The following is an 18254-nucleotide window of genomic DNA, read 5'->3' on the forward strand; positions in this document are numbered from 1 at the left end:
ACAGAGAACCTTGCAGACCATCGACAACCCGTTCGGCACGAGGTTGTCACCCATGTCTTAGGTACATTCTGTTACCCATGTCTCCGGGTCGTACCCGACATGGTCAGACACGGTCCAGGAACTCGAGCACCCGCCGCGTGAGCAGTGCGCTGGCAGCAGCGTCGTACGACGGGAGCGAGCTGTCGGCGAAGTAGTGCTGGTCGCCGGGATAGAGGAACAGCTCCGCGTCCTCGACCTTCTCCACGATCTCGCGAGCGGCGTCGATGTCGCCCTCGCCGATGAAGATCGGGTCGTTATCCATACCGTGGATCTGGACCGGGACGCCGTCCGGCCAGGGTCCGAAGGCCCACTCGCCGCTAATCGGCAGACAGGAGTGGAAGAGCAGGGCTCCGCAGGCACCGGGTCGTGTCTGTGTGAGCTTCTGCGCCGGCAGTACGCCGAACGAGAATCCGGCGTAAACGAGCTCGGGCGTCAGTTCGTCGGCGACGCGGACGCCGCGCTCCCGCATGTCGTCGAACCCGATCTCACCGATGTAGGCGAGACCCTCGTCAATACTCTGGAATGTGCGTCCATCGAACAGGTCCGCGTATGCACGGTGTGCCCGGCTGCCCGCAGGTCGTCAGCGAACGCGCGCACGCCGGGAGTCAACCCTTGTGCGTGGTGGAACAGCAGGACCTCGGCCATGGGAGCCTCCAGGTGGGACGTGGATTGCGGCGATAATTGCGAATCGCTTCGCAGAGCTGCAAGCGATTTCGCTGTGCATCGAAGAACTTCCGAATGATGACAAGCCTCGGCGCATCGTCTTTTCCCGGCGTGACAACGCGGGGCCGATCTACACCAACAGATAGGCGGCGACGAAAATGCTTTCCGGCGTTACCCGCGTCCGCCAGACGGACGCACCGCGACGGTAGTGTCTTGGTTCGAGTTCCACCAAGGTCAATTTTGGGGTCACTACGAAACGCCATCCTACGAAAGTGCCACGAGAGCTCGCCGGCTGTTCACAGCTGCTCTACGCGCTCGGTCCTCGACAAGCCGGCCAGAGAACTATCCTTCCTGAAGCGACGCGGGATCAAGGGGCGCGTCGCCTGGCCGGACGTGACGCGCAGGAGAGGGCATCTTTGCAACCGCGACGATCACTCCGGCACGCCGGCAATACCCAACGCTTCGACGTAGTGCTCGGCGAACACCTTGTCCCGCCACGGGTTGATCTGCCTCTGCAGGCCGAGCGTGTAGGTCGGGAACGCCTCCATCAGCCGCCGCGCCGCCGCCTGCGCTTCGTCCAGCCGGTTGAGTTTGACCAGCGCCATGATCACCACCCGGTGCGAGGAGCCGTAATTCGGCATCTCGCGCAGCGCTCGTTCTCCCCAAGCCAGCGCTTCCTCGTAGCGTTCGAGCATCAGGTAGCTCATCCCGATGCCGGAGAGCGCGATGCCCTTCTCGGGGTCGACCGGACTCAGCCGCATCGCCCTGTGGAAGTGCTCGATCGCAACGAGGGGGTGGCCGGAATGGGCGTTCACCCAGCCGCTGCCCGTATGGCCCTGCGCCGAATTGGGGTTGAGGAGCAGGGACCGTTCGATCGTGTCCAGCGCCGTCTCGTAATCCTTGGCGCTGTAGGCGATCACCTGCGCGGCGAAACGCAAGCTTGTCGGGTCGTCTCGCGCGTCCGCCAGCACCTCGCGGGCCATGCGCACGGCGACGCGGATATCGTCGGGCTCGTGCCAGCACTGACTCACCGACAGGCTGCGGATATAGGCACCGAGTGCCTTCGCCAGGGTGAAGTCTGGGTCGATGCTGAGCGCCTCGTTGGTGAGCCGGCGCACGTCGGCGAAGCCTTCGCGCGTCATGCTGTAGAAGCGCGGCAGCGCACGAAGGTAGAGGTCGTAGGCACCGATGTAGTCGGTCGGCTTCATGCGCGCCTGCTTGATCTCCTGCAGCCGGATGCTCGGTTCGACAGCGCCGACGACGCTCTCGGTCACCTTGTCCTGCAGGTCGAAGATGTCGCTCACGTCGCCCTCGAAGCGGTCGGCCCAGACATGGTGTCCGCTGATCGCGTCCACCAACTGCCCACTGATGCGCACCCGCGATCCTGCTCTGCGGATGCTGCCTTCGAGCACGTAGCGGACGCCCAGCTCGCGCCCGACCTGGCGCAGGTCCACCGCCCGGCCCTTGTAGGTGAAGGACGAGTTGCGGGCGATCACGAAGAAGGAGTTTACCCGGCTCAATCCCGTGATGATGTCCTCCACCAGCCCGTCGGCGAAGTATTCCTGGTCGGGATCGCCGCTCATGTTGGTAAAAGGCAGAACCGCGATCGAGGGTTTCGCGGGCAGCGGAGGCGATGCAGCCACCGAGGCGCCGGCGTCGGTCTCGACGCGGTAGGCGCGCACAGGCCGCTCGATGTTCTTGAGGCGCAGATTGCCGAGCGGCGTGAAGCTGCAGTCGAGCTTGCCCTGAAGGTGGTCGTAGGCGGTGCCTGAGACGACCACGGTGCCGGGGTCGGCGATGCCGTCGAGGCGGGCTGCGATATTGACCCCGTCGCCGTAGAGGTCGCCGTCCTCCTCGCAGACCACGTCGCCGAGATTGACGCCGATGCGAAAGCGAATCCGCTCTTCCTCGGGCATCTCCGCCTCGTGTTCTGCCAGGGCCTGCTGGATCGCCATCGCCGAGGCCACCGCGTTGACGACGCTCGCGAATTCACACAGCATGCCGTCGCCGGTGAGCTTGACGATCCGACCCTGGTGCTCAGAGACCAGCGGTTCGAGCAGGTCCTTGCGGTAGACCTTCAGCCGCTCGAGCGTGCCGCGCTCGTCGCGCTCCGTCAGGCGCGAATAGCCGACCACGTCGCAAACCATGATCGCTGCGAGGTGGCGCTGCGTGGTCATTGCACCGCTCGACCAAGCGCCTGCGCGCGGGCCGCCCCGCGTCCATGTCCTGGCACCTTCCAGACGCCCCATGTGCATGGTATCCGTCTCTCCCAGTCGCCGCCGGTCGCCGATACAGAACGGAAAACGCAGCTCGACTTTGTCTTCACGAGATTTCGCTATCCCGCTTGCGAGGCGTGGAGCGATCCAGTCGCCGCGCTAACAGCCAACCGGCGATACGCCCACGCAGCCTCTGGGGACGCTGACACGCCACTCCTCCCAGAAGGCCGGAGATATTTACTGCCCTTGGTAACCGGTTGACGCCACCGTGGCGGTGCTTTTGTCACCGCGATGTAACAGCGAGATGCCTACTAAGCGCATCGGGCATCACCAGACGTTCGCGCTTAGAGGTGCTGAGGTCGTTGGCTAGCGCGGAACGTCTGCCAACGAGCTTAGTGCCCGGCGGATAGAATCGCGCGAAAATGGCTTCTCGACAACTGGTCGACCGGCCCGTTCAAGGAAGCGCGCCGCAGCGCCGCCGAGCGTGTCGCCGGTAACGAAAACGAATCGCTCCGCCATACCCGGGGTTGCCTGACAGGCCCAGTCGAACAAGGCGGGGCCGTCGATGTTCGGCATCCGCAGATCGCAAAAGATCACATCGAAAACAGCACTCATCAGCGCTGCCTTGGCGCCGGCACCGTCCTCGACGATCCTGACGGCAAAACCTTCAGCCTGTAGTAGTTCTGCCACCGTTTCGCCAACCTCCCGCTCGTCATCGACCACAAGGGCGGTACAACCGATGTCCGCGACCGAGTGAGCCGCAACACCTTCGACTGAATCTGACGAAGTGCAGGCCTCCACCGGCAACAGCAACCGGAAATGCGCGCCGTCCGCACGGTCAAGCAGAGCCAGCCGTCCATTGTGCGACTGCACCACGCCGAGCGAGAAAGCGAGCCCGATCCCGGTGCCCGCACCCTGAGCCTTAGTGGTAAAAAACGGATCGAAAATGCGGTTCCGGATATCGGCGGGCACACCGGGGCCATTGTCGGCGATCACGATCTGGAGGTCATTGCCTTCAAGCGACGTTTCGATCTCGATCCTCCGCGGTGCCGGTATCTCCTGCAGGGCGTGTTGCGCGTTGACGATCAGGTTGTAGAACACCTGATGCATCTGGTCAGGGTCGACTTCCAAAGGCGGCAGGCCCTCGGCGAGCCGGCATTGCACCTCGATGCCTGCCGTGCGCAAACCGTAGCCGGCGATGTCAAGAACTGCGCGGATCAGATCGTTGACGTCGGTACTGCGGCGCTCCGGCTGGCGTTGTCGCGCCATTGCCAGGAAAGTCTTCACGATGCGCGCGCAGCGCTCGGCGGCGAGTCTGATCTTGCCGGCCCGCTGTGCGTGGGCGGTTCCGGCTAGAAATTCTTCCAGCAACTGGGCCTGCGCGACGACGACCGCCAAAGGGTTGTTGAGTTCGTGCGAAACGCCGGCAAGCAGCGAACCAAGTGCATTGAGCCGCTCGCTCTGCGCCAATGCCTCGCGCGACCGCGCCAGTTCGGCTTCAGCCGCCTTGGTTGCGGTGAGATCAAGAATGCTGCCGACGATCACCGGTCGGTCGTCCATCTCGATATGGCGCCAACTCAGCGACACGGGAAACACGGAGCCGTCCAGACGCCGAAGTTGAGCCTCCACGCCGTCGGCGCGCGGCTGCTGACGTGACAGGGCCTTGAGGCGCCGATAGTCTTCCCGTGTGGCGAACCAGCGGTGCTGGCGGAAGCGCTCCTCGTCACGCGGGCCTATACCCATGATCTCGCGGAAGGCGGGATTTGCGGTAATCAGGCGCCTCGTTCGCGAGTCTATGAACACGACCGGAACCGGATGATGGTGAGTGAGGTCTCGGAAGCGCCGCTCGCTTTGCTGCAGGCGCTCGGCCGCGCGCTTCTGCTCGGTGATGTCGATATCGAAGCCGCCGATGCGCGCCTGTTGCTGATGGGCCCACAGCACGGGAAAGCGAACGACAAGGCTCCAGGCATAGTTGACCGCGTTGCTTAGAAATTCCTCGATTGCAATCGCCTGTCCCGATTCCAGCACGCGGCGATCGTTTTCCGCGATCATCGCGGCCTCCTGCGGCCCGAAAATGTCGGCCGCGCTTAGTCCGATCGCGCTCTCGGCTGGCCGGCCGAAGACCTTTCCCATTTCCGGATTGGCGACCAGATAGCGTCCGTCGGTATCCTTCAGGTACATGCCTACGGGAGCATGCTTCATGAATGCCGCCAAGCGGGCTTCGCTGGCACGCAGAGCTGCGTCGGCAGCGTGGCGCTGCGACAGGTCGCGCAAGCTCGCCGTGAAGAAACGGCGTTTGCCGCTCCGGGCTTCGGTGATCGTGAGTTCCACCGGAAACTCGGTGCCGTTCGCTCGCATGGCAGTCTGCTCTGTGCGACGCCCGAGCAACCGCGGGGCGCCACCCGCAAGATAGGCGGCAAGCCCGTTTGCGTGCGCCTTGCGCAGATGCGGCGGGACGATGAGCTCCGAGATCTGTCTGCCGACCGCTTCAGCGCGCGAATAGCCGAAGGTCGCCTCGGCGGCCGCGTTGAATTCCACAACCAATCCGGCTTCGTCCGTGACGATCACGCAGTCGAGCGATGAGCGAACCACCGAAGCGAGGATCGCCTCTTGGAATGCGTTTCCGTCGTCGTCTTCTTGCAAGGGCGGGCTCCGTGACGACCGGTCGGAACGCTGGCCGTCGGGCTGGCAAGGATGACGATTATCGTGAGTTCCGGCAAGATGCCTGCATCCGACCGCAGTACGGTGCGGGGTGGGGAAACGCTTGCACCAGCAGGACAAGAGTGCCATTTGCTGACCCTCATGGCGCTTTTCGAAACCTGCCGTTCGCGCTATGACCTGATGCGACCCTTCTTTGCTCCGAGTGCCTGACCACGATGCCGCGATCTCGTGGTACACCGGAAAGCTGGATTTCAGAGTCGTGAATACCGTACCTTCTAGCGACGATATGACCTTCGTCTTTCTTTCGCCGGCAGTGGATGACGGCTTCCGCCTTGAACTTCTGGCAGGCCCCGGCGCTGCCGAGCGCCCCGTATACGCGGATCTTGGTGCCAGCCTCGGCCTGTCGGGGTGGCATCACCTTGCCTTCGCCTAGACGACGTCGACAAGGCCGTTGCCGAGTTGAAGCGCCGTAGCGTGAAAAATCGTGCATGAGCCATTCGATGTTCCGGCGATCAGCAGCCGCATCGCGTTCTTCTCCGATCTTTGGGGCAACATCTTCGAACTGATGCAGCCAGTCACCGCCTGATTATCGGCCAAGGAGTTAGCGTCAAAGGCGTCCTTTTCCTGCGCCATGTCTTACGCAGTGGGTAGGCGCCCACACAGCCCAACTCAGACACACGGACTAACTTCAGACGCGTATGGCCAAGGAACCGGTGGCGAGGTTAGCTTTGTCCGCAGAGCGGCTGTTCCGCGCGAGGGCGTCGTTCGTGATCCAGTTAAGGTTCTTTCTTCCGCAGGTCTTTGACTACGTCGAGAAAAGCTCGCAGTGCGGGCGGTACGGCTCGATGTCCGGGGTAGTAGACCGCAACTTCTTCCGGTGCTGGCGTCCACGCGGTCAGGACCTTGCGCAGCCGGCCATCGGACACCGCCGCTTCGGCGGCCCAATCCGCCACATAGGCGATGCCCAGACCCTCTATTGCGGCTTCGACCATCAGTTCCTCGTCATCAAGGACGATGGGGCCGTTTGCCCCGATCACCAGTTCCTGGCCTGCGCGTTCGAACTCCCATCGATAGAGCTTGCCGCTGGGCATACGGTGGCCGATGCAATGGTGGCGTTGCAATTCCTCGGGCGTTCCCGGCTCCCCGAAGCGATCGAGATAGGCGGGCGACGCGATACAGATGAACGTCAACGCGCGTGCAAACGGCACGGCGATCATGTCCTTGGGAATTGATGTGATGAGGCGTACGCCGGCATCGAACCCGCTGGACACGATATCGATGAGCCGCCCCTCGACAACGATGTCCACGGTCACGTCCGGATGGCGCTCCGCCACTTGCGGAAGGACCCAGCGAACGAGAAGCCCGGCCACCAATCGCGGTGCGTTGATGCGGACCGTGCCCGCGACATTGCCCCGGAACCCCGCGACGCTGTCGAGCGCCTCGTCCAGCGAGGCGAGCGCCGGCTGAAGACGGTCGAGCAACCGGAACCCGGCTTCTGTCGGCGAGACGCTGCGTGTGGTGCGGTTCAGAAGTCGCACGCCCATGCGTTCCTCGAGCGCACGCATCGCATGGCTCAATGTGGAGGGTGCCGTGCCGATCTCGTCGGCTGCGCGGCGGAAGCTGCGGTGTGTGGCAACGGCGACGAAGGCGGTGAGATCGTTGAGCGACGGGCGGGGCATTGATGGGGATTTTGCATTATCCCATGCCGATTTCAACGGCTAATGCGCGCAATGCGGTTGCCCTATCTCCTGCCTGGATCAATTGGAGAAATGAGAAATGGAAAAGACCTGGTTCATAACGGGTGTGTCTTCCGGTCTAGGCCGGCTGCTGGCGGAGAAGGCCCTGTTCAGGGGAGACCGCGTCGTCGGTGCCAGCCGCAGCGAGGACGCACTTCCCGACCTGCGTGCAAGTTACCCCGAACGGCTCCGCATCGTCGCAATGGACCTCAAGGACCAGAGCTCGGTCCGCGTCGCGGTCGACCGCGCCTTCGCGGCATCCGCTCGGATCGACATCGTCGTCAGCAATGCTGGCTATGGCCTGCTCGGCGCGGCCGAAGAGGCTGGCGATGTGCAGGTCCGGGACATCATCGACACAAATCTCATCGGCTCGATCGCACTTATCCGGGCGGCGGTGCCGCATCTGCGCAGCCAGGGTGGCGGCGGGATTTTACAGGTATCGAGCGAGGGAGGCCAGATCGCCTATCCGGCTTTCAGCCTCTATCACGCGACCAAGTGGGGTATCGAGGGATTCGTCGAGTCCGTGGCGCAGGAGGCTGCTCCCTTCGGCATCGAATTCAGCCTTGTGGAACCTGGGCCGGCGCGGACCGGGTTCGGCGGCAATCTCGCGCGGACCAAGCCGCTCGCGGCCTATGAGGAAACACCCGCCGGTCAGATCCGCGAGGCGCTGGGTGTCTCATGGGTGATCAAGGGCGACCCCGACCGCATGACGGACGCAATGATCAGGCTTGCCGATCAGGATGGTCCACTCCCGAAACGGCTCGTGCTTGGTGCCGAGGCCTATGCCGGCATCCGCAAGGCACTCGGCGGGCGCATCGAGGAGCTCGACCGGCAGAAGGACATCGCGGTTGCGGCGGATTTCACCGACGAGGAGCTGGCGCGGCTGTGACCCAACCTGTCCCGCCGATCCAGAGCCGCAGGCCACCGGCATGCAGCTCCGCCCGTTGATGCCCCAGGCTCCGGCCCGGCGCCGTTATTAAGACAGAAAGGAACACGAAATGCCTGCACGTGACGCCATTTTCCCGGCCAAACGCCACGCGTTATACGATATTCATCGATATTCCGCGGCCATTCGCTCTGGCGATCTTCTCTTCGTGTCGGGTCAGGTCGGGAGCCGTCAGGACGGCTCGCCTGAGCCCGTATTCGAGGATCAGGTTCGGCGGGCCTTCGCCAATATGCGTGAGGTCTTGGCCGCCGCCGGGTGTAGCTTCGATGACGTTGTCGACGTCACCACCTTCCACACCAACCCGGACGAACAGATCGAAACGGTGCTGGCTGTCCGCGCGGAAGAGATCGGCGCACCTCCCTATCCGAACTGGACGGCAGTGGGCGTCAACTGGCTCGCGGGTTTCGATTTCGAGATCAAGGTCATCGCCCGCATCCCTTTGACGACAAGCGGTCAGCCAGCGGACAAGCGATGATCGTTCATCCTGCAATTTCTGCATCGGCGATTTGGGCCGATTTCAGACCGTCCGGTCAAAGGGGCTGGTTCAAGGATAGCTGCCATTCAACTCCCAACCCGGAGCGGACGTTAACTCCAATCAGCCGCAAGGGAGTTTTGATGGGGCGATTGCTGTTATTGACCCGCCAAGCGTGATCGTCCCTTCGTGCGAACAGTAGACAATCCAATCAACTTCCTCAGAGGTCCAATAACCCTCGCCGCTCGTGCCATAGACGAGGTGCCGTACTAATTGGCAAAAAAGTACGGCACCAATTCACTAAGTTATTGAAAACTTTGGTGATCCCGACAGGAATCGAACCTGTGACCTACAGATTAGGAATCTGCCGCTCTATCCTACTGAGCTACGGGACCACGCGGCCCGACACATAACCGCTTCGGGACGTTTCGCCAAGGGGCAGTTAGGCCGCTCGCTTCGGCTCCACCGCGAATGGACTCAGGCCGAGCCAGGTCTGCATTTTGCGCGCGATATCCTGGTCGCCCGTCAGAACGACTTTCGCCCCGGCCTTCTCGACGGTGATCAGCCCCATCCAGATTTCGGTCATGGTGTGCAGGTCGGTCGAGACGTAGAGATCGACATCGAAGCCCGGGTCATACCAGCAGAGATCGACCTCGCCGTGCTTCTCGACGATCAGCCACCATGACCGTTTGGAGGCGGGGAGCTCCTGGTACAGAAATTGTATCACCGTGCGGCCGTCGGGCAGCGGCGACGCGTTCAGATTGCGCCGCATGTCCCACATCAGCAGCGACGGATCGAGGTTCTTCAGCGACAGCCGGGACTCGACCCATTTCTGGCCCCAAAAACCCATTGCCTCGACGACGGAACGCAGATCCCTGCCTGCCTCGGTCATCCGGTATTCGAAGATGCCTTTCTCGCCGCGCACCTCCTTGCGCTCGACGATCCCGGCCAGCTCGAGCTCCTTGAGGCGTTGCGACAGAAGGGTCGGCGACATTTTGGGGACGCCGCGGCGCAGATCGTTGAAACGGGTCGAGCCCGCCACCAATTCGCGAAGCAGAACCATGGTCCAGCGAGTGCACAGCACCTCCGCGGCCATCGATAACGGGCAGAACTGTTTGTATCCGGACTGGGTCACGATGTTGCCTTCCCTCAAACTCTGGCGGAACCATAGGCCTTTCCCGGCAACGCCGCGAGTACAGAAACTGTACCGGCCCAGTACAGATGGCGGACTGGCTGGCGCCGGCCCTGACATGCGACCCCTCTGCCGCTGCACGGGATACCCCTGTGCACGACCAGGAGACATAACCCATGACCGCTTACGTTATCGCAGACATCAAGGTGAGGGACCCAAAGTGGATGCCGGCCTATGCCGCGTCGGTCCACGACCTCGTCCACAAGCACGGCGGCAGATATCTGTCGCGCAGCGGCAATGTGAAGACGCTCGAAGGCAAGCCGCTCGACACCACCCTGATTGCCTTGATGGCGTTCCCGACCGAGGCCGCGGCGCGCGCCTTTACCGACGATCCTGCCTACGCACCCTTCGTTTCGGCCCGTCAGGGCGGTAGCGACAGCCGTTTCCAGATGATCGACAATTCCGATCTGGCCGGAACCATCCCGTATTTGCCGAAGGGATGATCTCCCCCTGCATTCGTCGCATCGGGGCAGGGATCTCCCAGCAACAACAGCCACAGCGCCCACCTGCCGGACCTCCTTACTTCCGGCGGCCGGCCGGGCTGTGCTTTTCAAGAAGAATGGAATGACTATGACAATCAACTTTCGCAACAAGTTCCTCGCTGCCGTGGCGCTGCTGTCGGCCTGCACTGCGTTGGCGCAGGCGCATCAGGCAGCCCCCACCTCCGGTCCCAATCCGCTGGCCGACAAGGTGCGCGCCGCCAACAGCCGCTTCGAGAATGTGGCGGCGGCGACCGCCGAGGGCTATGCGCCCATTCCTTGCGCCAGCGGCATCACCGGCGGCGCCATGGGCATCCACTACGTCAATCCCGGCTACCTCAAGGACGACGCGGTCGATGTCGCCAAGCCTGAAGCCGTCATGTACGAGCCGATGGCCGACGGCACGCTAAAACTGATCGCGGTCGAATACATCACCTCGAAAGGCCCGGCCTCGCTCGATGGACATCTGTTCAATTTCAACAGCGCGCCCAACCGCTATGGCCTCGGACCTTTCTACGAGCTGCATGTCTGGGCCTGGAAGGGCAACCCGACCGGCGCGTTCGCCGATATGAACCCGAACGTGTCGTGCGAACCGACGACTGCTGCCAGCCAGTAAGCAGCCGAGCCAGGCGGCGCCCTCGCCGCCTGGCCGCTCTGAATTGCGGGACAGCCAGCAACGGGCGCAAAGACGGCTCAGATAGCGGAACCTTCGGGATGCCAGCGCGCTTTAGTGTCCCGAAGGAGAGACCCGCATGAGCGCCACCAAAGAGTTCTTTGAAACCTGGCTGCAGGAGAATGTCGGCAATCTACCGGCCGAGAGCGAAGTGAGCGTCGCCGTCCTGGCGCAGCAATTCGAGCAGGATGCCGACGCTGCCGGCTATGGCCACGAGGTTCGCGAAGACGAACTCGGCAATATCCAGGAGGCGATCGAGGCAGCCCTGAAGAAGGCGAGGACAGGCGAAGAACCGCAACCCGCCGACGACAACGAGCTGGCGCCGGTCATGGAAGCGCTGGAGGTCGAGGATCCGAAGAGCGGGCCGTAAGCCAATGCCGAACGGCTATGCCGCCAGCGCCGTTTCCGCCAGCTTCACCCAATAGCTCATGCCGTGCGGGATGACCTCGTCGTTGAAGTCATAGGCCGGGTTGTGCAGGCCGGCGGTATCGCCATTGCCGATGAAGATGAAGGCGCCCGGCCGGGCTTCCAGCATGTAGGAGAAATCCTCGCCGCCCATCACCGGCTGGATGGCGCGGTGAACATGACTGTCGCCGGCGACGTCGGCCGCGATGTCGCTGGCAAAGACCGTCTCTTCGGGATGGTTGAAGGTGACGGGGTAGTTGGCGTTGTAATCGACCTCGATTGTCGCGCCGAAGGCAGCGCCCAGGCCTTGGCAAAGCGCGCGGATGCGTTCTTCGGCCTTCTTGGCAACCTCCTTCTTCAGCGTGCGTACCGTGCCGGCGATCTCGGCGCTCTCGGGAATGACGTTGTAGGCGTCGCCGGCATGGAATTTCGTCACCGAGACGACCACCGCCTCGACCGGATCGGTGCTGCGCGAGGCGATCGTCTGCAATGCGCCGACGAGCTGGCTGGTGATGACGATCGGATCGATGGTGCCGTGCGGCATCGCCGCGTGGCCGCCCCGGCCCTTGACGGTGATGGTGAATTCGGCGGTCGCCGCCATGATCGGGCCCGGCCTGATGGCGAACTGGCCGACCGGCAGGCCCGGCATGTTGTGCATGCCGAACACCTTGGAGATGCCGAAGCGCTCCATCATGCCGTCCTTGACCATCTCGTTGCCGCCGCCGCCGCCCTCTTCGGCCGGCTGGAAGATGACCGCGACCGAGCCGGCGAAATTGCGCGTTTCGGCGAGGTATTTGGCGGCACCCAAAAGCATCGCGGTGTGGCCGTCATGGCCGCAGGCGTGCATCTTGCCGGGGACCGTCGAGGCATAGGGTTTGCCGGTGATCTCGTTGAGCGGCAGGGCATCCATGTCGGCGCGCAGGCCGATGGTCGAGCCTTCGCCGTGGCGACCGCGGATGATGCCGACGACGCCGGTCTTGCCCAAACCCGTCACGATGTCGTCGCAGCCGAACGCCTTCAGCTTCTCGGTGACAAAGGCGGCGGTCTTGAAGACGTCGAAATTCAGCTCCGGCGTCTGGTGCAAATGGCGGCGCCAGCCGGCCACCTCGTCCTGCATTTCGGCGGCTCGGTTCAGGATCGGCATGATGGTTCCATTTCGCTGTTGGAGCAGGCGGTCTTGGCCTGCTGCTTTGCAATTGTGCCTGCTGCCTTGCAACCATGCACGCTGGTTTGCATTGCGCTGCTGCTTCCACATTGTGATCGGCAGCACTTTGCCATGTTGACGTCACATAGAGTAAATAGCACCGCGACTGTGGTCCGGGAACAGAGAGCCGGACCATTATCCTGGCGATCGTGTAACGAAATCTTACGGAGCCAGGTGCGACTGCGGCAAGAGGCTATTCGGTTTTCATGATGCGCTACAGGCATTTCCTCAAACTGTTGGTGGCGGGCGCGGTGGTGCTTCCGGCGCTGGCCGGGCCTGCCTTGGCCAATCCGACCATCCTGTTCGACCTGAACAGCGGCAAGATCCTGCAGCACCAGGAGGCGTTCAGGCGCTGGTACCCGGCATCGCTGACCAAGCTGATGACCGCCTATGTGGCGTTTCGGGCGATTGCCGCGGGTGAGGTCCAGCTCGATTCGCCGATCAAGGTAACGAAACATTCGGCCGGCGAGCCGCCGAGCAAGATGGGCTTCAAGCCGGGCTCGGTGATGCGGCTCGACAACGCGCTGAAGATGATGCTGGTCAAATCGGCCAACGATATCGCCATGGCGGTCGGCGAGAATATCGGCGGTTCGCAAGCAGCCTTTGCCGAACGCATGAACGCCGAGGCGCGGCGGCTCGGCATGAGCGGGTCGCATTTCGTCAATCCGAACGGGCTCTATTCGCCGGACCAGTATACGACAGCGCGCGATCTCGCTTTGCTGGTGATGGCGATCCGCAAGGACTTCCCGCAATATGCCCCCTGGTTCTCGATCGAAGGCCTTGCCGTCGGCAAAAAGGAAATCTCCAACTACAACCTCCTGATTGGCCGCTATCCGGGTGCCGACGGCATGAAAACGGGTTTCGTCTGCTCGTCCGGTTTCAACATGATCGGCTCGGCGACCCGCAACGGCCGCACCCTGGTCGCCGTGGTGCTCGGCGAACGGTCAGCCATTACCCGCGCCGAAACGGCGGCAAAACTGCTCGACCAGGGCTTTGCAACGCCGGCGCCGAGCTGGCTGACGGTCGCGGCGCTGCCCGCCTATGGCGACACGATGTCGGCCAACGACATGAATGACGAAATCTGCAAGAAGAAGCCGGTCGCGGAGCAGTCGGAAGCCGCGCCCGCGGTTGGCGACAAGGGCAAGGACGTGCCGAAATCGCCCTATCAGGAAAAGCTCGACCATGTGCCGACGCTGATCGCTGTCGGCCTCGGGGGCGCCACGGGACCGACGCCGAAGGCGATGCTCGACGCCTCCGGGCAGGAATATGCCGACGTGCCGCTGCCGACATGGCGGCCGGACCGGGCGCCGCCGTCCGGCGCCGAGCCTGTTGTGGCCGGATCCGCCACCGCCGCGCAGGTCCAGCAGCCGGCCAAGGCGTTGAACTAACCTGATGGCCGGCTTCCCGATCCCCGTTTCGGTGCTCACCGGCTTTCTTGGTGCGGGCAAGACGACGCTGCTCAACCGGCTGCTGCGGGATCCCGCGCTCGCCGACACCGCCGTCATCATCAACGAGTTCGGCGAGGTGGCGATCGACCATCTCCTGGTCGAGCAGGCCTCCGACGGCATCATCCAGCTCTCCGATGGCTGCCTCTGCTGTACGGTGCGCGGCGAGCTGGTCGACACGCTGGCCGACCTCGTCGACCGGCTGCAGACCGGCCGCATCGACCGGCTTGCCCGCGTCGTCGTCGAGACCACCGGGCTCGCCGATCCCGCCCCCGTGCTGCAGTCGATCATGGCGCATCCGGCCCTTGTCCAGGCCTTCCGGCTCGACGGCGTCATCACCCTGGTCGACGCCGTCAACGGCAATGCGACGCTCGATGCCCATGTCGAGGCGGTGAAGCAGGTGGCCGTCGCCGACCGCATCGTGCTCAGCAAGGCCGACCTGGCCACGGATGCGGGCGATGCCAAGGCGTTGCGGGCGCGGCTCAGGCAGCTCAACCCGGGCGCCGTGGTGCTCGACGCGAGCCAGGCAAGCGTGGCGACCCTGTTCGATTGCGGCCTCTACAATCCGGCCACCAAATCCGTCGATGTGCAGCGTTGGCTCGGCGAAGAAGCCGGCGACGACCATGACCACAGCGGACATGACCACAGCGGGCATGATGACGAGGGGCATGATGACGACGGGCATGACGGGGGCGATCACCATCACCATGGTCATGGTCATGGCCATAGGCACGATTCCCGCGTGCGTTCGCATTCGTTGGTTCACGACGGGCCAGTGCCGTTTTCGGCAATCGAGATGTTCCTCGATCTGCTGCGCTCGGCGCATGGCGAGCGCCTGTTGCGGATGAAGGGCGTCATCGAGCTTGCAGAAGACCCGTCGCGGCCGCTGGTTATCCATGGCGTGCAGAAGATCCTGCATCCGCCGGTGCAATTGCCGGCCTGGCCGGACAGCCAGCGCGGCACCAGGCTGGTGCTGATCACGCTCGACATGCCGGAAGACTATGTCCGCCGGCTGTTCGCCGCCTTCACCAACCAGCCGTCGATCGACACGCCGGACCGGGCGGCACTGGAGAGCAATCCGCTGGCCATCGCCGGATCGTGATCTCCCCCCTCGAGGGGGAGATGGCCGGCAGGCCAGAGGGGGTTGCCGCGCGTGAAGCGCCAACTTTCTCTTTGGTCGTACATGGCGTCGCGCCAGCCGAGGCAACCCCCTCTGTCGCCTTCGGCGAGATCTCCCCCTCAAGGGGGGAGATCACGCGCTCAGCCGCGCTCGACCAGGAAGCGGCGGCCGCCTGCGATCGCCGTCGTTTCGATCAGCCGATGGCCGCTCTCGGTGCAGAAGGCGGGAATGTCGATGACGGCGAGCGGGTCGGTGGTTTCGAGCCACAGGCGGCTGCCCGGCTGCATTGCAGCCAGGCGCTTTTTTGCCTTGAGCACGGGCAACGGACAGTTCAAGCCTTTGAGGTCGTAGACGGCGGCGGGGCTGGTTGAGGGCCTGTCTTCTTGGCCCCCATCTTCCTGTTCAACCATGAACCTCAGCCGCCAAACATGCCGAGCAGCTTCTTCTTCAGCCGTGTCGCCGTGCTTTCGGCGTCCGCAGCCTGCGTTTCCGCGACCGGAACGGCCTCCGCGGATGGCGCGACGGTTGCGGTCGCGACAGGCGCTTCGGCCGCCGCCTTGGCAGCATCCTTTTCGGCCAATGCCTGCGCCTTGGCGGCTTCCTTCTCGGCCAGGGCTTGCGCCTTGGCTGCGGCTTTCGCTGCCTTCGCCGCTTCTATCGCGGCAAGCCGCTGTTCCTCGGCCTTCTGCTTGGCAGCCTTTTCGGCGTCGAGCGCCGCCATCTTGCGGCCCGCCGGCGAATCGACGCGGCCCATGCGCGCCGTTTCGGTCACCGTGCCGTCCGGGTTGAGCGAGGGCGGCTCGATCGGCACGCGTTCGCCGCGCGCACGCCGTTTCGACCAGTCGGAAACGATGCTGGCTTCCTTGATCCCGGCGATGGTCGGCTTGGGCGCCGGCACGCTGGCCTTTATGGCGCCGTTGAAGGCCGCCTCATAGGTGCTCTGATAGGCGTTGATGGCGCTTTTCAGCGAATCGGGCTGGGTGGTCGGCGGACAGGGGCCGGTCGGATTGAAGGTCGAGCCGTCGGCTGCAACCTGGTTGAACACGTAGCGCTTCTCGCAGACGTCGACTTTCGGCGGCACCTTGGTGACCTCGAAATTGTCGTAGCCAACCTTCAGCATCTTCCAGAATTCGTAGTTCGGGTCGTTGCGATAGCGCGCCATATTGGCTGCAGTCATGCGGAACGGAAAAGCCTGGATCTGGAACTCGGTCTGGCCGCCCTGGAAGGCGTCTCGGCCGAAAGCGTAGATCTGCTCGATCTGCGCGTCGGTCATCGAATAGCAGCCAGACGACGAGCAGGCGCCATGGACCATCAGGTTGGAACCGGTGCGGCCATTGGCACGGTCATAGGCGTTGGGGTAGCCGATATTGAAGGACAGGTGGTAATTCGACCGCGGGTTCATCTGTGCCGGGCGGACCGTGTAAAAGCCTTCCGGCGCCTGCCGGTCGCCTTCGGTGAATTTCGGGCCGAGCTTGCCCGACCATTTGCAGATGTCGTAGCTCGCGACCAGGTCGTAGCGGCCGTTGGTCTTGGCCTTCCAGATTTCGAGCTTGCCTTCTTCCTTGAAGATGCGGGCCATCACCGAGGAGGTGCGGACCATGCCCTTGGCTTTCATTTCGGCCAGGATCTTGTCCGGCAGCGGCTTGTTGGCTTGCGGCGCAAAATCCTTCATCGAAGCGTCATTGCAGCCGGCGACGCCGATCGCAGCGATCAGAACTCCGGTGCGGGCAAGCTTGGCAAACATGGATATGGCTATCGTCTTCATTTCTGCGCCGCGGATGCCGCAGCTGCTAAACCGACCACTGACGGACTCTAAGCCCGTTAACCTTGAAAATTCCTTACCGCAAGCATGCGGCGCGTCCCCTTACGGCAAGCCCACTGAGCCGAATGCAGCGGCATTTTTGTGGCGAAACTGGTTCACGCCGCCACATTTCAGGCCGCGTGCCTGGGTTGGTTACAGATTGCGGCCCATCGCCAGGTATTTCTCGCGGCGATGCTCGCGGAAGTCGGTGTTGGCGCCGGAGAATTCCCTCATCGTCCTGGCGATGAGGTCGCCGGTGGCGGCGATCACCGTTTCGGGGGCGCGATGGGCACCGCCGAGCGGCTCGGCAATGATGGCGTCGATGATCTTCAGCTCCAGCAGATCCTGCGCCGTGATCTTCATATTGGTCGCCGCATCCCTGGACCGCGTGGTGTCGCGCCACAGGATCGAGGCGGCGCCCTCCGGCGAGATCACCGAATAGATGGCGTGTTCGAGCATGTAGACGCGGTTGGCGGTGGCGATCGCTATGGCGCCGCCCGAGCCGCCTTCGCCGATCACCACCGAGATCGACGGCACCTTCAGGCCAAGGCAGGCCGAAGTCGAGCGGGCGATGGCCTCCGCCTGGCCGCGCTCTTCGGCATTGACGCCGGGATAGGCGCCGGCCGTGTCGACCAGCGTCAGCAGCGGGATCTGGAAGCGGTCGGCGAGTTCCATCAGCCGCACCGCCTTGCGGTAGCCCTCCGGCCGCACCGAGCCGAAATTATGCTTCAGCCGGCTTGCCGTGTCGGAACCCTTCTCCTGGCCGATGATCGCCACCGGCTCGCCACGGAAGCGGGCGAAGCCGCCGACGATCGCCTGGTCCTCGCCGAAGTTGCGGTCGCCGGCGAGCGGCGTGAAATCGGTAAGCAGGCCCTTGATGTAGTCGATGCAGTGCGGCCTGTCCGGATGGCGCGCCACCTGCACCTTCTGCCACGGCGTCAGCGCCTTGTAGGCGTCGCGCAGCGCATCGCGCGAGCGCTTCTCGAGACGGGCGATCTCATCGCCGACATCGACCGCCTCGCCGTTCTCGGCAAGCTTCTTCAGCTCGAGGATCTTGCCTTCGAGATCCTGTACAGGCTTTTCGAAATCGAGGTAATTGTACATTCTTGGGCGGACCGGCAAGTCGGAAGGCAATGACTGACGCAAGCCTGAAAATGCAGGCTGGGCGCGGTGGAACGTCGTTCTCACATAGCGACATGACG

Annotated in this window: 17 protein-coding genes, 1 tRNA gene and 1 pseudogene; 8 read left to right on the top strand and 11 right to left on the bottom strand. The window is 63.5% G+C overall.

Going from position 1 to position 18254, the window contains the following annotated elements; all coding sequences use genetic code 11:
* Positions 1 to 103 precede the first annotated feature (103 nt).
* The 3 genes and pseudogenes from NKH98_RS17265 to NKH98_RS17275 all read right to left on the bottom strand — a co-directional run bounded on the left by NKH98_RS17265 (position 104) and on the right by NKH98_RS17275 (position 5561).
* A pseudogene (locus NKH98_RS17265) lies at positions 104 to 684 on the bottom strand (dienelactone hydrolase family protein).
* A 449-nt stretch (positions 685 to 1133) separates the two neighbouring features.
* Positions 1134 to 2879, bottom strand: coding sequence for an adenylate/guanylate cyclase domain-containing protein (locus tag NKH98_RS17270; protein ID WP_352900028.1), 1746 nt, complete (start codon positions 2877 to 2879; stop codon positions 1134 to 1136).
* 405 nt (positions 2880 to 3284) lie between these two features.
* Positions 3285 to 5561, bottom strand: coding sequence for a hybrid sensor histidine kinase/response regulator (locus tag NKH98_RS17275; RefSeq protein WP_352900031.1), 2277 nt, complete (start codon positions 5559 to 5561; stop codon positions 3285 to 3287).
* 220 nt (positions 5562 to 5781) lie between these two features.
* Between NKH98_RS17275 and NKH98_RS17280 the strand changes: the two genes are divergently transcribed.
* Positions 5782 to 6012, top strand: a complete 231-nt coding sequence (locus NKH98_RS17280) for a VOC family protein (protein WP_352476233.1) — start codon at positions 5782 to 5784, stop codon at positions 6010 to 6012.
* Here the strand turns inward: NKH98_RS17280 and NKH98_RS17285 are convergent.
* Together NKH98_RS17285 and NKH98_RS17290 are read right to left on the bottom strand one after the other, a co-directional pair.
* Positions 6009 to 6212, bottom strand: a complete 204-nt coding sequence (locus NKH98_RS17285) for a hypothetical protein (RefSeq protein ID WP_352900034.1) — start codon at positions 6210 to 6212, stop codon at positions 6009 to 6011. The genes NKH98_RS17280 and NKH98_RS17285 overlap by 4 nt on opposite strands.
* 143 nt (positions 6213 to 6355) lie before the next feature.
* Positions 6356 to 7258 (bottom strand): LysR family transcriptional regulator, encoded by a 903-nt coding sequence (locus tag NKH98_RS17290; protein WP_352900036.1) that lies wholly within the window; start codon positions 7256 to 7258, stop codon positions 6356 to 6358.
* Positions 7259 to 7355: 97 nt separating this feature from the next.
* On the opposite strand from NKH98_RS17290, the gene NKH98_RS17295 reads away from it, so the two are divergent.
* Positions 7356 to 8204 carry an SDR family oxidoreductase gene (locus NKH98_RS17295; protein ID WP_352900039.1) on the top strand — a complete coding sequence of 283 codons (849 nt, stop codon included), beginning with the start codon at positions 7356 to 7358 and terminating at the stop codon, positions 8202 to 8204.
* Positions 8205 to 8313: 109 nt separating this feature from the next.
* Positions 8314 to 8736 (top strand): RidA family protein, encoded by a 423-nt coding sequence (locus NKH98_RS17300; protein ID WP_352476236.1) that lies wholly within the window; start codon positions 8314 to 8316, stop codon positions 8734 to 8736.
* 315 nt (positions 8737 to 9051) lie between these two features.
* Here NKH98_RS17300 and NKH98_RS17305 read toward each other — a convergent pair.
* Together NKH98_RS17305 and NKH98_RS17310 are read right to left on the bottom strand one after the other, a co-directional pair.
* Positions 9052 to 9128: transfer RNA gene (locus NKH98_RS17305), tRNA-Arg, on the bottom strand.
* Positions 9129 to 9175: 47 nt separating this feature from the next.
* On the bottom strand, positions 9176 to 9868 hold the full coding sequence (locus NKH98_RS17310; RefSeq protein ID WP_254816613.1) for a winged helix-turn-helix transcriptional regulator: 693 nt from the start codon (positions 9866 to 9868) through the stop codon (positions 9176 to 9178).
* Positions 9869 to 10041: 173 nt separating this feature from the next.
* On the opposite strand from NKH98_RS17310, the gene NKH98_RS17315 reads away from it, so the two are divergent.
* From NKH98_RS17315 to NKH98_RS17325, 3 genes are all read left to right on the top strand, one after another.
* Positions 10042 to 10368, top strand: a complete 327-nt coding sequence (locus NKH98_RS17315) for a DUF1330 domain-containing protein (RefSeq protein ID WP_352801865.1) — start codon at positions 10042 to 10044, stop codon at positions 10366 to 10368.
* Between the two features lie 127 nt (positions 10369 to 10495).
* A complete protein-coding gene (locus NKH98_RS17320; RefSeq protein ID WP_352476237.1) occupies positions 10496 to 11020 on the top strand; it encodes a hypothetical protein in 525 nt (174 codons plus the stop codon).
* Positions 11021 to 11156: 136 nt separating this feature from the next.
* Positions 11157 to 11447 carry a hypothetical protein gene (locus tag NKH98_RS17325; protein WP_352468681.1) on the top strand — a complete coding sequence of 97 codons (291 nt, stop codon included), beginning with the start codon at positions 11157 to 11159 and terminating at the stop codon, positions 11445 to 11447.
* A 15-nt stretch (positions 11448 to 11462) separates the two neighbouring features.
* Here the strand turns inward: NKH98_RS17325 and NKH98_RS17330 are convergent, their stop codons facing one another.
* Complete coding sequence (locus NKH98_RS17330) at positions 11463 to 12626, bottom strand: M20 aminoacylase family protein (RefSeq protein WP_352801867.1); 1164 nt, start codon at positions 12624 to 12626, stop codon at positions 11463 to 11465.
* A 269-nt stretch (positions 12627 to 12895) separates the two neighbouring features.
* On the opposite strand from NKH98_RS17330, the gene NKH98_RS17335 reads away from it, so the two are divergent.
* Both NKH98_RS17335 and NKH98_RS17340 read left to right on the top strand, forming a co-directional pair.
* Positions 12896 to 14074 (top strand): D-alanyl-D-alanine carboxypeptidase family protein, encoded by a 1179-nt coding sequence (locus NKH98_RS17335; protein ID WP_352649350.1) that lies wholly within the window; start codon positions 12896 to 12898, stop codon positions 14072 to 14074.
* Positions 14075 to 14078: 4 nt separating this feature from the next.
* Positions 14079 to 15233, top strand: a complete 1155-nt coding sequence (locus NKH98_RS17340) for a CobW family GTP-binding protein (RefSeq protein ID WP_352801869.1) — start codon at positions 14079 to 14081, stop codon at positions 15231 to 15233.
* Positions 15234 to 15391: 158 nt separating this feature from the next.
* Here NKH98_RS17340 and NKH98_RS17345 read toward each other — a convergent pair whose 3' ends face one another.
* The 3 genes from NKH98_RS17345 to NKH98_RS17355 form a co-directional block, all read right to left on the bottom strand.
* Entirely contained in the window at positions 15392 to 15661 is a 270-nt protein-coding gene (locus tag NKH98_RS17345; RefSeq protein ID WP_352801871.1) for a sulfurtransferase TusA family protein, read from the bottom strand.
* A gap of 5 nt (positions 15662 to 15666) precedes the next feature.
* Complete coding sequence (locus tag NKH98_RS17350; protein ID WP_254817064.1) at positions 15667 to 16995, bottom strand: L,D-transpeptidase family protein; 1329 nt, start codon at positions 16993 to 16995, stop codon at positions 15667 to 15669.
* Positions 16996 to 17205: 210 nt separating this feature from the next.
* On the bottom strand, positions 17206 to 18156 hold the full coding sequence (locus tag NKH98_RS17355; RefSeq protein ID WP_352801873.1) for an acetyl-CoA carboxylase carboxyltransferase subunit alpha: 951 nt from the start codon (positions 18154 to 18156) through the stop codon (positions 17206 to 17208).
* Positions 18157 to 18254: the final 98 nt, after the last annotated feature.

The sequence above is a fragment of the Mesorhizobium sp. M0833 genome, assembly GCF_040319905.1.
Classification (GTDB): domain Bacteria; phylum Pseudomonadota; class Alphaproteobacteria; order Rhizobiales; family Rhizobiaceae; genus Mesorhizobium.